This window comes from Mycobacterium sp. ITM-2016-00316, assembly GCF_002968335.2.
Taxonomy (GTDB): domain Bacteria; phylum Actinomycetota; class Actinomycetes; order Mycobacteriales; family Mycobacteriaceae; genus Mycobacterium.
Genome location: NZ_CP134398.1, coordinates 5257212 through 5269813, shown reverse-complemented (window position 1 = coordinate 5269813; position 12602 = coordinate 5257212). Strand labels below are relative to the sequence as shown.

13 protein-coding genes are annotated in these 12602 nt (G+C 67.8%); 5 read left to right on the top strand and 8 right to left on the bottom strand.

What is annotated here, in order from left to right; all coding sequences use genetic code 11:
- Positions 1-8: 8 nt before the first annotated feature.
- Complete coding sequence (gene otsB, locus C6A86_RS25495; RefSeq protein WP_105365786.1) at positions 9-800, bottom strand: trehalose-phosphatase; 792 nt, start codon at positions 798-800, stop codon at positions 9-11.
- 3 nt (positions 801-803) lie between these two features.
- Positions 804-1409, bottom strand: a complete 606-nt coding sequence (gene kstR, locus C6A86_RS25490; RefSeq protein WP_199196398.1) for a cholesterol catabolism transcriptional regulator KstR — start codon at positions 1407-1409, stop codon at positions 804-806.
- Between the two features lie 257 nt (positions 1410-1666).
- Here kstR and C6A86_RS25485 point away from each other — a divergent pair, with 257 nt between their 5' ends.
- Positions 1667-3808, top strand: a complete 2142-nt coding sequence (locus C6A86_RS25485) for an acyl-CoA dehydrogenase (RefSeq protein ID WP_105365784.1) — start codon at positions 1667-1669, stop codon at positions 3806-3808.
- Here the strand turns inward: C6A86_RS25485 and C6A86_RS25480 are convergent.
- Genes C6A86_RS25480 through C6A86_RS25470 form a run of 3 tightly spaced genes read right to left on the bottom strand, consistent with a single transcriptional unit; the run spans position 3768 to position 6097 of the window.
- Positions 3768-4412, bottom strand: coding sequence for a TetR/AcrR family transcriptional regulator (locus C6A86_RS25480; RefSeq protein WP_105365814.1), 645 nt, complete (start codon positions 4410-4412; stop codon positions 3768-3770). The two genes, C6A86_RS25485 and C6A86_RS25480, sit on opposite strands and share 41 nt — an antisense overlap.
- A 14-nt stretch (positions 4413-4426) precedes the next feature.
- Positions 4427-5002: a hypothetical protein gene (locus tag C6A86_RS25475; protein ID WP_105365783.1), complete on the bottom strand. Its 576-nt coding sequence runs from the start codon at positions 5000-5002 to the stop codon at positions 4427-4429.
- Between the two features lie 39 nt (positions 5003-5041).
- Positions 5042-6097, bottom strand: coding sequence for a ferredoxin--NADP reductase (locus C6A86_RS25470; RefSeq protein WP_105365782.1), 1056 nt, complete (start codon positions 6095-6097; stop codon positions 5042-5044).
- Between the two features lie 149 nt (positions 6098-6246).
- Between C6A86_RS25470 and hsaA the strand changes: the two genes are divergently transcribed.
- Genes hsaA through hsaB form a run of 4 tightly spaced genes read left to right on the top strand, consistent with a single transcriptional unit; the run spans position 6247 to position 9778 of the window.
- Positions 6247-7431, top strand: coding sequence for a 3-hydroxy-9,10-secoandrosta-1,3,5(10)-triene-9,17-dione monooxygenase oxygenase subunit (gene hsaA / locus C6A86_RS25465; RefSeq protein WP_105365781.1), 1185 nt, complete (start codon positions 6247-6249; stop codon positions 7429-7431).
- Positions 7431-8306 carry a 4,5:9,10-diseco-3-hydroxy-5,9,17-trioxoandrosta-1(10),2-diene-4-oate hydrolase gene (hsaD, locus tag C6A86_RS25460; RefSeq protein ID WP_199196397.1) on the top strand — a complete coding sequence of 292 codons (876 nt, stop codon included), beginning with the start codon at positions 7431-7433 and terminating at the stop codon, positions 8304-8306. Before hsaA ends, hsaD begins: the two co-directional genes overlap by 1 nt.
- Positions 8307-8309: 3 nt before the next feature.
- On the top strand, positions 8310-9209 hold the full coding sequence (hsaC, locus tag C6A86_RS25455; protein ID WP_105365779.1) for an iron-dependent extradiol dioxygenase HsaC: 900 nt from the start codon (positions 8310-8312) through the stop codon (positions 9207-9209).
- 2 nt (positions 9210-9211) lie between these two features.
- The gene (gene hsaB / locus C6A86_RS25450) at positions 9212-9778 is read left to right on the top strand and encodes a 3-hydroxy-9,10-secoandrosta-1,3,5(10)-triene-9,17-dione monooxygenase reductase subunit (protein ID WP_105365778.1); all 567 of its coding nucleotides are present in this window, start codon (positions 9212-9214) and stop codon (positions 9776-9778) included.
- A 74-nt stretch (positions 9779-9852) separates the two neighbouring features.
- On the opposite strand, the gene C6A86_RS25445 is transcribed toward hsaB, so the two are convergent.
- The 3 genes from C6A86_RS25445 to C6A86_RS25435 are packed head-to-tail and all read right to left on the bottom strand — an operon-like array spanning position 9853 to position 12539.
- Complete coding sequence (locus C6A86_RS25445) at positions 9853-10839, bottom strand: hypothetical protein (protein WP_105365777.1); 987 nt, start codon at positions 10837-10839, stop codon at positions 9853-9855.
- Positions 10820-11623 (bottom strand): alpha/beta fold hydrolase, encoded by an 804-nt coding sequence (locus tag C6A86_RS25440; RefSeq protein WP_105365776.1) that lies wholly within the window; start codon positions 11621-11623, stop codon positions 10820-10822. The genes C6A86_RS25445 and C6A86_RS25440 overlap by 20 nt, the downstream gene beginning before the upstream one ends.
- A gap of 13 nt (positions 11624-11636) precedes the next feature.
- The gene (locus C6A86_RS25435) at positions 11637-12539 is read right to left on the bottom strand and encodes a LysR family transcriptional regulator (RefSeq protein ID WP_199196396.1); all 903 of its coding nucleotides are present in this window, start codon (positions 12537-12539) and stop codon (positions 11637-11639) included.
- Positions 12540-12602: the final 63 nt, after the last annotated feature.

Below are 12602 nucleotides of genomic sequence, written 5' to 3'. Positions count from 1 at the left end.
ATCGGCAATCAATCTTGCTGATCTGGCAATCGGGCATCGGCCAGGTACTGCAGCACCGCCGCCACATCGGCGGGGCTGTCGACCCGGTGACCGGCCAGGGTGTCGCCGGGCCCGATCTTGATGCCGACATCGCCGTCGCGCATCCGCCGGAAGGCCTTCTCGTCGGTGACGTCATCGCCGAGGAAGACCACTGCCGTTGCCGCACAACGGTTCCGCAGGATGTCGATGGCTTCGCCCTTGTCGGTCACGATCACCGCGAACTCCAGCACCGCCTTTCCTGCGGTGGTGTGGGCGTCCCAGGACTCGGCGGCCGCGGTGGCCAGGGCCAGGGCGGCCGCAGCGTCGGAGTCCGACGCGTTGCGCACGTGCAGCGCCACGCTGGCGGGTTTGGTCTCGACGGTCACCCCGGGACGGCCCGCGGCAATGGCGTTGAGCTCATCGATGATTCGGCCCAGCAGTGCGGTGTCGATCTCGTGGGCGAAACCGGACACATTCCCCGAGTCGCTGCGCTCCAGCCCGCCGGTCTCGAATTCCGCGCCGTGGCTACCGACCGCCTGCACCGCGCCCGACATTCCGGACAGCTCGCGCAACACGCCCAGCGCCCGCCCGGAGATCAGGGCCGCGACGGTATCGGGCAGGGCGGCCAGTGCTTCGAGCGCGGCCGCGGCCGCCGGCAGCGGCCGGGCATCGGCGGGGTTGTTCACGATCGGCGCGAGGGTGCCGTCGAAATCGGAGGTGACCAGCAGGCGCGGGGTGGACGCAGCGGCGGCGAGGGCGCGCTGCAGATCGGGGTCAAGCACCCCTCACACCTTAGGTTGTTCTCCGTCGCCGATGAGCAGCCGGACCGCCAGGTCGAGCCGTTTGGCCACGTCGGTGGCCGACGCGCGCCGGGTCAGCCAGGCCAGCAGGTTGGACAGCCACACATCGGAGATGACGCGGGCGATGTGGTACTGGTCCTCGGTGGGTTCGCCCTCGCTCATCGCGCGGGCGAACATGGAATCCATCAGCTTGCCGACATGATCGACCTCGCCGGCGGCCGACGCGTCGGCGAAGACGAAGGCGCGGGTCATGGCCTCGGTGAGCAGCGGGTTGCGCTGCATCGACCGGTTCAGCCTGCCCACCATGATGTTGAGCCGCTCGTACGGGGTGCCGCCGGTCAGGGTGGCGCGGTCGGTCTTGGCGTCGATGCGTTCGAACTCCCGGCCCAGTGCGGACACCAGCAGGTGCACCTTGGACGGGAAGTAGCGGTACAGGGTCCCGACGGCGACATCGGCGCGCTCGGCGACGGCCCGCATCTGGACGGCCTCGTAGCCACCCTTGGAGGCGATGGCCAGGGTGGCGTCCAGGATGCGCTTGCGGCGTTCGCGCTGCGCTTCGGAGCCGAGCTCGGATTCGGAGAGAACGGCCACGGCCATCACCTGACGTGGTGAGTCAGAACCCGATCCGGGTTGTGCAGGCGACGACATGTGGCGGACAACTCCTTCGTGATGCGCTTAGGGGGAAAACGATACGCATGCCGACTGTTGATCGCTCACCTCCCCGCTCGGAGATCACAACGGCGCGTGGCGGCCGTGGCCATGGTCGACTTGACGTCCGCACGCTGGCACTATTAGAACACGTTCTAGTGGGAAGCGGAGTCTTCTCACCCAAAGGCTAGGAGTCGCCGGTGTCCGTGTTGTCAGTGCAGGCCGACACATCCGATGAGTTCGCGGCCCGTGAGCTGGTCCGTAGCTGGGCCGGGAGCTCCGGAGCGATCGAGGCGACCCGCAAGGTGGAGCTCGGTGAACCCGATGCCTGGCGGGCCCCGTACACCGCTTTCGCCCAACTAGGGGCATTCGGTGTGGCGGTCCCCGAGGAGTTCGGCGGGGCGGGTAGCACCATCGCCGATCTGCTGGCCATGGTCGATGAGGCCGCCGCCGCCCTGGTGCCCGGTCCGCTGGCCACCACCGCGCTGGCCACCCTGGTGGTCGACGATCCGGCCGTGCTGGAGGCACTGGCCGGCGGCGAGCGCAGCGCGGGTATCGCCCTGGCGTCCGATATCGCCTTCGATGCGGGCACCGCGACGGGTATCGCGGCGTTCGTCCTGGGCGCGGACCCGGCGGGTGTCCTCGTGTTGCCGGCCTCGGACGGTTGGTTGCTGGTGGATGCCGCCGCCGACGGCGTCACGGTCGAACCGTTGGAGGCCACCGATTTTTCCCGCCCGCTGGCCCGGGTGGTGCTCGCCGGCGCCCCCGCCCAGGTGATCGGCGCCTCCGGGCAGCGGGTCACCGATCTGATCGCCACGGTGCTGGCGGCCGAGGCGGCCGGGCTGGCCCGCTGGCTGCTGGACACCGCCAACGAGTACGCGAAGGTGCGTGAGCAGTTCGGCAAGCCGATCGGCAGCTTCCAGGCCGTCAAGCACATGTGCGCCGAGATGCTGCTGCGCAGCCAGCAGGCCGCCGTCGCGGCCGCCGACGCCGCGGCCGCTGCTTCCGGCGATGACGCCGAACAGCTGTCGATCGCCGCCGCGGTCGCCGCGTCCATCGGCATCGATGCCGCAAAGAAGAACGCCAGGGACTGCATCCAGGTGCTCGGCGGTATCGGCATCACCTGGGAGCACGACGCGCACCTGTACATGCGTCGGGCCTACGCCGTCGCGCAGTTCCTGGGCGGGCAGTCCCGGTGGCTGCGCCGCACCGTGGAACTGACCCGTGCCGGTGTGCGCAGGCAACTGCACGTGGATATCGAAGACAGCATCGTCGACGCGGACCTCTTTCGTTCCGAGATCGCCGCTGCCGCAGCGAAGATCGCCGAGCTGCCCGAGGAAGAGCGCCAGCGTGCACTGGCCGAGTCGGGGCTGCTGGCGCCGCACTGGCCCAAGCCCTACGGCCGGGACGCGACGCCCGCCGAGCAACTGGTCATCGACGAGGAACTGAATGCGGCCGGGGTGGCGCGCCCGGACATCTCGATCGGCTGGTGGGCCGCGCCGACCATCCTGGCGGCGGGCACCCCGGAACTGATCGACCGGTTCATCCCCGGCACCCTCACCGGCGACGTGTACTGGTGCCAGCTGTTCTCCGAGCCGGGCGCCGGTTCGGACCTGGCTGCGTTGCGCACCAAGGCCGTTCGCGCCGAGCGGGATGGCAAGGCCGGTTGGAGTCTGACCGGCCAGAAGGTGTGGACCTCGAACGCGCACCGCGCGAACTGGGGCATCTGCCTGGCCCGCACCAACCCCGATGTGCCGAAACACAAGGGCATCACCTACTTTCTGGTGGAGATGAACTCGCCCGGCATCGATATCCGCCCGCTGCGTGAGATCACCGGAGAGGCCCTCTTCAACGAGGTGTTCTTCGACGACCTGTTCGTGCCCGACGAGCTGGTGGTCGGCGAGGTCGACGGCGGATGGCCGCTGGCCCGCACCACCCTGGCCAATGAGCGCGTCGCGATCGCCACCGGCGGGGCGCTGGACAAGGGGATGGAGCACCTGCTCGACGTGATCGGCGACCGCGCGCTCGACGGCGCGGAGGCCGATCGACTGGGTACGTTGATCATTGCCGCACAGGTCGGTTCGCTGCTGGATCAGTTGATCGCGCGGCTGGCCGTCGGTGGAAACGATCCGGGTGCGCCGTCGAGCGTGCGCAAGCTGATCGGGGTGCGCTACCGCCAGGGCCTGGCCGAGACGGTGATGGACTTCCTGGACGGTGCGGGCATCGTCGATTCCCCGGACGTGCGCTACTTCCTGAACACCCGCTGCCTGTCCATCGCCGGCGGCACCGAGCAGATCCTGCTCACGCTGGCGGGGGAGCGGCTGCTGGGACTGCCGCGTTAGCCGTCAGGTACCCCGTCAGCAGCCGGACCACCTCGTCCTCCAGTTGGGCGGGATCGACCGGAGCCACGATGAGTCGGTGCACCAGCGATTCGACGGTGGCGACGGTCAGCCGGGCCGCGAATTCCGGATCGGCGACCCGGACTTCGGGGTGGCGGCGCAGCAGTTCGGTGACACCCGCGACACCACGCGCCTCGGTGTCGCGCAGCCGGGCCAGCAGCGCCGCCGAACGGGGCGCCTCCTCGAAGAGGACTCGGTGCAGCGCGGGGTCCTCGCGGTGGTTGTCGATGGCGGCGCGCACGAACAGCCGCACCAGATCGTCGAGCGCCTCGGGTAGGCCGTCGCGCAGCCGGTCGGCCAGCAGGGTGGTGCCGGCGTCGATGTGAGCGTCGCTCAGCGCGGCGAGGATGGCGTCCTTGTTCGGAAAGTACTGGTACAGCGAGCCGATGGACACACCCGCCGCCGCCGCGATGCGGTTCGTGGTGCCGGCGGCGTAGCCGTGCTCGCCGAAAACGCGGGCCGCCGCGTCGAGGATGACGCGGCGGGTCTGGGCCGAACGCTGCTGTCGGGGTTGCTTGCGGGCACGGAACCGGTCGGTGGGTGCCATGTCGCCGCCGCGGGTCAGCTGAAGGTGGTCTGCGCGCACGCCGCCGGGGTGGTGAAGTTCACCCCGGAGTAGACCACCTGAACGTTCGAGCACACGACGAAGCCGGCTTCGGTGGTGGGTTTGCCGGTGGCCCAGTCGGTTTGCACGGCGACACCGTCGGTGCGGAAGCGCTCCAGGGGTCCGCCGCCGAAGTAGGTGACCGAGATCTCGTTACCGCTGACCGCCTTGAAGGACCGGGACAGCACGTTGTTGATGTTGGCGCCCTTGGTCTCCGGCGGTGCGCCCGTCGGTGCGCTGTAACTCACTTCCTGAAAGACGCTGCGGTCGGTGCTGCGCAGGGTGATGGTCTGGCGCGCCCAGAACTCCTGGGGGAAGCCGATGGGGCCCTGCGGGGTGAGCAGGTTCATCTGCGTGTTGAAGAAGCACCGTCCCTGCGCCTGCACGCAGTCGGCGGTGGCGTGCAGTTCGAGCGTGCCGCCCGGCGCCGGTATCGACGACATACCGGTGTTCGTCGCGGCACCCGCGACAGCGGGACCGGTCAGCGCGGCGGTGGCGCAGACGGCCGCGGCCACTCCCAGAATCCTCTTCACGGCAGTTCCTCCCGGTCCGGGCGAATGTTAGCCCGAGCGCTATTCGTCGTAGGTGACTTCCACCGAATCCGACGCGGGCAGCGCCTGGCACGCCAGGATCAGCCCCTCGTCGAGATCGGACGGTTCGAGCACGTCGTTGATCTCCATGTCCACATCGCCCTTGCGCATCAGCACCGCGCAGGCTCCGCAGTGGCCCTCGCGGCAGGAGAAGGGAGCGTCGAGTCCCTTGTTGAGCAGGACGTCGAGCAGCTTTGCCTTGCGCGGCCACTCGATCTCATGGGTGGTGCCGTCGAGTTCGACGATGGCCTGCGCCGGCCCGCGGTCGTCGTCCTCGTCGATCTCGATGACGACCTCGGCGAAGGGGTCGGAGTCCAGGGACTTGAAGACCTCGATGTGGATGTGCTTCGCGTCGACGGTCTTCAACGCGGCCTCGGCGGCCGCCATGAACGGGCCGGGCCCGCAGATGAACGCCTCGTGCGCGGCGAAGGGGCGTAGCAGGGTGGCCAGCGCGTCCGTGCTGGGCAGGCCCTGCACGGTCTCCAGCCAGTGGATGACCGTCAACCGGTCCGGGTGTGCGGACGCCAGCTCCCGGAGTGCGGCGGCGAAGATCACCGAGTTCTCGTCGCGGTTGGCGTAGACCAGCACGATCTTTCCGCTGCCCTCGGCGAGTGCGGATTTGCAGATCGCCATCATCGGCGTGATCCCGCTGCCGGCGGCCAGCAGCAGCAGATCGGTGTCCAGGTTCTTGGGCACGAAGGTGCCCGAAGGGGCCAGCACATGCATCCGCATCCCGGCGTGGGCGTTGTCGCACAACCAGTTCGAGGCGTAGCCGTCGGCAGTTCTCTTGACGGTGACCGTGAGGTGTTTGTCGATGGTCGGCGCACTCGACAGCGAGTAACAACGGGCCACCGAACCGGTCCGCTCGCTGGGCACCCGCAGCGTCAGGAACTGGCCGGGCGCGTAGCGAAGCCGGTCTGCGGGAATGTCACTCCCGTCCGGAATCGCGAACACCAGCGAGCGGGCGTCGGCGGTCTCCTCGACGACCTCGGTCACCTGCAGTTCCAGCACATGGCTACCGAGCGGCTCATCCGTCACAGGCCTGCCCTCTTTTCCCTCATAACTAGAACATGTTACAAAACCGAACATGTGCAGGTCCAGCCGATGATTCGGCACGCTACTCGACACAAATCGTAACGTGTTCTAATCTTTGTCCAGTGCTTGATCTCGATCCGGGAGGCAATTCAGTGACGTCTATTGAACAGCGTGACGTGCAGGCGGTGCTCGCCGGCATCGATGATCTGTTGCCGAAGCTGCGTGAACGGGCCCAGGCCGCCGAAGATCGGCGCCAGGTGTCCTACGAAACCATCAACGAACTCGACGAGGTCGGCTTCTTCAAACTGCTCCAGCCCGAGCAGTGGGGCGGTCTGCAGGCCGACCCGACGAACTTCTACGAGGCGGTCCGCAGACTGGCGAGTGCCTGCGGTTCCACCGGCTGGATCAGCTCGATCATCGGCGTGCACAACTGGCACCTCGCGCTGTTCGATCAGCGGGCCCAGGACGAGGTGTGGGGCGAGGATCCGACCGTGCGGGTGTCCTCGTCGTACGCGCCGATGGGCGCGGGCACCGTCGTCGACGGTGGCTACCTGGTCAGCGGCGCCTGGCAGTGGTCCTCCGGTAGCGAGCACGCCACCTGGGCGTTCCTCGGCGGCCCGGTGATCAAGGACGGGCGCCCGGTCGACTTCGGCAGCTTCCTCATCCCGCGCACCGAATACACCATCGACGACGTGTGGCATGTCGTCGGACTGAAGGGGACCGGCAGCAACACCGTCGTCGTCAAGGACGTGTTCGTGCCCTCGCACCGCTTCCTGTCCTACAAGGCGATGAACGACGGCACCGCGGGCGGATACGAGAACAACACCGCGCCGGTCTACAAGATGCCGTGGGGCACCATGCATCCCACCACCATCTCCGCACCGATCGTCGGCATGGCCTACGGCGCCTACGCCGCCCATGTCGAGCATCAGGGCAAGCGGGTGCGTGCCGCCTTCGCCGGCGAGAAGTCCAAGGACGACCCGTTCGCCAAGGTTCGCATCGCCGAGGCCGCCAGCGATATCGACGCCGCCTGGCGCCAGCTGATCGGTAATGTCGGCGACGAGTACGCGCTGCTGCAGGCGGGCAAGGAGATTCCGTTCGAGCTGCGCGCCCGGGCACGGCGCGACCAGGTGCGTGCCACGGCCCGCTCCATCGCCTCGATCGATCTGCTGTTCGAGTCGGCCGGTGCCACCGCACTGGTGACCGGCGCTCCGCTGCAGCGGTTCTGGCGTGACGCCCACGCCGGCCGGGTGCACGCCGCCAACGAACCCGAGCGCGCCTACCTGATCTTCGGCAACAACGAGTTCGGCCTGCCGCCCGCGGACACGATGGTCTGATGACTGCGGTATCTGAAATCACCTTTGAATCCACCTCCCGGTACGCCGACGTGCAGGCCGGGGAACTGGCCATGCGCCTGCACTACCACGAGGCGGGCGACCCGACCGCGCAGACCATCGTGCTGTTGCACGGCGGCGGGCCGGGCGCATCGAGTTGGTCGAACTTCGGCCGCAACATCGCCGTGCTCGCCGAGAAGTTCCACGTCATCGCGATCGACCAGCCGGGATACGGACTGTCCGACAAGCACACCGAGCATGAGCAGTACAACCGGTACAGCGCCAAGGCGGTGCTCGGTCTGCTCGACCGCCTGGGTGTGCAGGGTCGGGTTCCGCTGCTGGGAAACTCGCTCGGCGGCGGTACCGCGGTGCGGTTCGCGCTCGATTACCCGGACCGGGCCGGCAAGCTCGTCCTGATGGGCCCCGGCGGCCTCAGCGTCAACCTGTTCGCGCCCGATCCGACCGAGGGTGTCAAGGCGCTCGCCAAGTTCAACTACGAGCCGACGCGGGAGAACCTCGAAGCCTTCATCCGCATCATGGTGTTCGACCAGAAGTTGGTCACCCCGGAACTCGTCGACGAGCGCTTCGCGATCGCCAGCACCCCGGAATCGCTGGCCGCCACCCGGGCGATGGGTAAATCGTTCGCGGGAGCGGACTTCGAGCTCGGCATGATGTGGCGCGAGGTGTACAAGCTGCGTCAGCCGGTGCTGCTGATCTGGGGCCGCGAGGACCGGGTCAATCCGCTCGACGGTGCGCTGGTCGCGGTGAAGCAGATTCCGCGCGTGCAGTTGCACGTGTTCGGGCAGTGCGGACACTGGGCCCAGGTCGAGAAGTTCGACGAGTTCAACAAGCTCACCATTGATTTTCTCGGGGGTTAAGACATGAGCATCAAGGCGCTGGGATACATGCGCATCGAAGCCACCGACGTCGCGGCGTGGCGCGAGTTCGCGCTCAAGGTGCTCGGCATGGTCGAAGGCGACGGCTCCACCCCGGGTGCGCTGTACCTGCGCATGGACGAGATGGCGGCCCGGCTGGTCATCGTGCCCGGCGAGCAGGACCGGCTGCTCATCTCCGGCTGGGAGGTCGCCGACGCACCCGCCCTGCAGGCGCTGCGCGAGACGCTGTCCAAGGCGGGCGTCGATTTCACCGAGGGCACCCGCGAGGAGAAATCCGAACGGCGCGTCGAGGGCCTGATCCGTTTCACCGACCCGGCAGGCAACGTGCTGGAGGCCTTCCACGGCGCCCAGTATCTGGGCCGCCGGTTCGTCAGCCCGTACGGCCACAAGTTCGTCACCGCCGAGCAGGGCCTGGGGCACGTGGTGCTCACCTGTGACGATGACGCTGCGGCACAGGCGTTCTACCAGGACGTGCTCGGCTTCCGGTTGCGGGATTCGATGAGCTTGCCGCCGCAACTGGCGGGCCGCCCGGCCGATGGTGATCCGATCTGGTTGCGCTTCTACGGGTGCAACCCGCGCCATCACGCGCTGGCCTTCATGCCGATGCCCAATCCGACCGGCATCGTCCATCTGATGGTCGAGGTCGAGGAATCCGACGATGTCGGCCTCTGCCTGGACCGCGCGCTGCGCCGCAAGGTGAAGATGTCGGCGACCCTGGGCAGACACACCAACGACAAGATGCTGTCCTTCTACATCAAGACCCCCGGCGGCTTTGATATCGAGTTCGGTTGCGAGGGACTCGAAGTCGAGGACCACAGCTGGGTGGCCCGGGAGAGCACCGCGGTCAGCCTATGGGGCCACGACTTCAGCGTCGGCTTCAAGTAGTCATGGGTTCTGCGACCATCGATCCGCGCACATTCCGGCATGTGCTCGGGCAGTTCTGTACCGGCGTCACGGTGATCACCACCGCGCATGAGGACACCCCGATCGGGTTCGCCTGCCAGTCGTTCGCCGCTCTGTCGCTGGATCCGCCGCTGGTGCTGTTCTGCCCGACCAAACAGTCGCGGGCCTGGCAGGCCATCGAGGCCAGCGGTAAGTTTTGCGTCAACATGCTGCACGAGAATCAGCAGCACGTCTCGGCGCAGTTCGGGTCCAAGGCTCCAGACAAGTTCGCCGGGATCGACTGGCGTCCTTCGGAACTCGGATCGCCGGTGATCGAGGGCAGCCTGGCCCACATCGACTGCACGGTGGCCTCGGTGCACGACGGCGGCGATCACTTCGTGGTATTCGGTGCGGTGCAGTCGATGTCGGAGCCGCCCGCCCTCAAGCCGCGACCACTGCTGTTCTACCGTGGCGAATACACCGGTATCGAACCGGACAAGAACACACCGGCCCAGTGGCGCGACGACCTGGACGCCTTCCTCACCGCGACCACCTCGGACACCTGGCTGTAATCCCGTCGCTTCGCTCGCCCGGGGCGCTGTAATCCCGTCGCTTCGCTCGCCCGGGGTGCTGTAATCCCGCAGCGCTAGTCGCCGGTGCGCTGGATCCGGACGTCCAGTTCCACCTGGGCCGGGCAGTCTCCGGTGTAGTCCTGGAACGACTTTCCGGTCAGCGTCTGGATCGGGTTCTGCGGTCCCTGCGGCAGTGGTAGTTCATCGCGGGATGACTGGCGCACCTTGCCGATTCCGTCCGTGCACTGCGCGTCACCCTCGGGGAAGCTCGCGGTGAAGCGGCGGTCGCCGTACTGCATGACGAACAGGTTGTTGGTGTCGATGGTCGACATCAACGTCACGCACCGCTCACCGGTACGTAGGCAGTGGGTGGTGGCGCGGTAGTCGTGCGGCGGAAAGACCTCGCCGGTGGCCGGATAGGTCTGGGTATAGGTGTAGGTGCCCCACAGCGCCGCGCCGGGGGAGGCCTGCAGCGGCGGCTCCTTCGCCGGATCGGCCGCCTCGGTGCCGGTGCCCGCTCCGCTGGTGGGCGACAGGTTGACCGCACGCTTGCTGGCGCACAGGGCCGGTGCCGTCGCCCAGGTGTACTCACCGGACATCGACCCGTCGAGTCGGGGCCGTAGCGAGATGATCGACCAGCCGGTGACATCGACGTCGGCATCGCCGACCTTGCACTTGTCGGGGGCCTCGCGCACGCTCAGCCAGTCACCGTCGACGTAGTCGAACACCATCGTGAGCGCCGGTGGGCCGGACGGGTTCTTCGGATCGACCACCGACACCGTCGCAACACATTCGGTGCCGCGGCACGTCGAGCGGGCCGCCCAGGTCTCGGTGCGGGCGGTGCCGGCCACCGGCTTGCCGTCCGGCGTGGCGGTCGGGCCGATGTCGACCTTGAAGCTGCCCTGCAGCGCCGGTCCGGAACTTGTCTCCGTCGCCACGTTGTCGGAGCGCACGGTGAACAGGCACGCCGCGAAACCGCCGAGGATGACCGCGATGAGCGCGATCGCCGCCAGCAGTTTGACCAGTGTGCTCTTGGTGTCTTTATTCAGCCCGAGTGCCATCGCGAACAGAATGCCATCCCAGCGTCGCCGCGATGAAGGCAATGACGGTCGTGGCGACATCTCGGTGCACTGTTTCGTTGAGGATGTCGTGTTTGGCGGCGGGGAATTCGGCGATCTGCAGGGCGTCGATCTGTTCGGCATAGGCCCGCACCTGCCCCACGGGCGCAATGGGATCGCCGACGCCGTGCACGGCCAGCGTCGGCACCGTCAACGTCGGGAGCTCGGAACCGAAACGGTCCCAGGCGGCATCGAGTGCGCGAGTGAGCGGCGCGCTGTCCGCCTCGACGAAAGCCAGCGGATCGTTCTCCAGCCCATCGAGATAGAACGGGTCACCGGACAGCCAGGACGGATCGAGGTCCAACGAGGTGTCCACGTCCAGCAGGTCGGCGACCGGGGCCAGCGGAGCCCCGGAGAGGATGCCCGCGCGGTAGCGTGCCGGCTGCTCCACCAACCGCAACGCGGTGACGACGGATCCAAATGAGTGGCCGGCAGCGATCAGCGGTAGGCCGGGCCGCTGTTGCTCGACGATGACGGTGAGCGCCTCGGCCAGTGCCGAGCTGTCCGCCAGGGTGCCGACATCTCCACGCCGCCCCGGGCTGAGCCCATGCCCCAGTTGGTCGACGGCCCACAGGTCGATCCCCGCGGCGTTGAGCGTGAATCCGTAGCGGTGGTACAGCCCGGTGTGTTCGCCGAACCCGTGCAGGAACACGACGGCGGCGCGGGGTTCGGCGGCCGGCCAGTGCCGATAGTAGGCGCGGGCGGTGTCGGTCTGCAGGAAGGGCATGGCCTCACGATATTCAGGTCGGCCTGCCGAGTAGGGCATTACGGTCCGCGCGCATCCGATCCCGGATCGCGTCGATGATGGCCGCCACTTCGGGCCTGCGCAGCGTCTCGGCGCGGGTCACCAGCCAATAGGTCAGCGCCACCGCGACAGTGTCGGGAAGCACCCGGATCAGATCGTCATGCCGGTCGGCCATGAAACACGGCAGCAGCCCCAGACCCGCCGCCGCGCGGGTCGCCTCGACGTGGACGAAGACGTTGGTCGAGGACACCGACTGCCGCATGTTCGGGGCGAAACCGGTGGCATGGTCGAGGTCATCGACCTGCAGCATGGAGTCGATGAAATAGACCAGCGGGTGCTCGCTCAGTTCATCGAGTCCGGTGGGCGTGCCGTGTTCGGCCAGATACCCCGCCGAGCCGTAGAGGCCCAGGCAGTAGTCGCCCAGCCGGATCGCCTGCGCCCGGTGCACGGTAGGCTCGCCGACCACGACTTCGATATCGACGCTGGACCGTTGCTGGCTGGCCCGCCGGATCGCGGCCACGATCTCCACCGACACCCCGGGATGGCTGCGTTGCACATCGGCCGCCGCGGGGCTGGCGATATAGGCGCTGAAACCGTCGGTCGCCGAGATGCGCACGACACCTTCGAGCGGGCGCGGTTGGCCGGCGGCGCCCCCCAGCGAGTGGACCGCGGCCTCGACCGCTTCGGCGGCGGCCAGCACCTCGCGACCACGGTCGGTGAGTTCCCAGCCCGCGCCCACCCGGGTCAGCACCCTGGTGCCGATGGCCTGCTCGAGGGCGGCGATGCGGCGCGAGATGGTGGTGTGGTTGACGCCGAGCGCTTCGGCGGCGCTGATGTAGCGACCGGTGCGTCCGACGGCCAGCAGGATGAGCAGATCGTCGGCGCTCGGCAGTCCCATATCTGCATTTTTGCAGACAGGTACTGCAGATCTGAGCATTGTTTCGATCTTGACGTGCATGAA

Excerpts from the sequence above, each read along its gene's own strand:
- C6A86_RS25480 (WP_105365814.1), bottom strand. The coding sequence starts at position 4,412 with ATGGCACCCACCGACCGGTTCCGTGCCCGCAAGCAACCCCGACAGCAG.
- hsaD (WP_199196397.1), top strand. The coding sequence starts at position 7,431 with ATGACTGCGGTATCTGAAATCACCTTTGAATCCACCTCCCGGTACGCC.
- hsaC (WP_105365779.1), top strand. The coding sequence starts at position 8,310 with ATGAGCATCAAGGCGCTGGGATACATGCGCATCGAAGCCACCGACGTC.
- hsaB (WP_105365778.1), top strand. The coding sequence starts at position 9,212 with ATGGGTTCTGCGACCATCGATCCGCGCACATTCCGGCATGTGCTCGGG.
- C6A86_RS25445 (WP_105365777.1), bottom strand. The coding sequence starts at position 10,839 with ATGGCACTCGGGCTGAATAAAGACACCAAGAGCACACTGGTCAAACTG.
- C6A86_RS25440 (WP_105365776.1), bottom strand. The coding sequence starts at position 11,623 with ATGCCCTTCCTGCAGACCGACACCGCCCGCGCCTACTATCGGCACTGG.
- C6A86_RS25435 (WP_199196396.1), bottom strand. The coding sequence starts at position 12,539 with ATGGGACTGCCGAGCGCCGACGATCTGCTCATCCTGCTGGCCGTCGGA.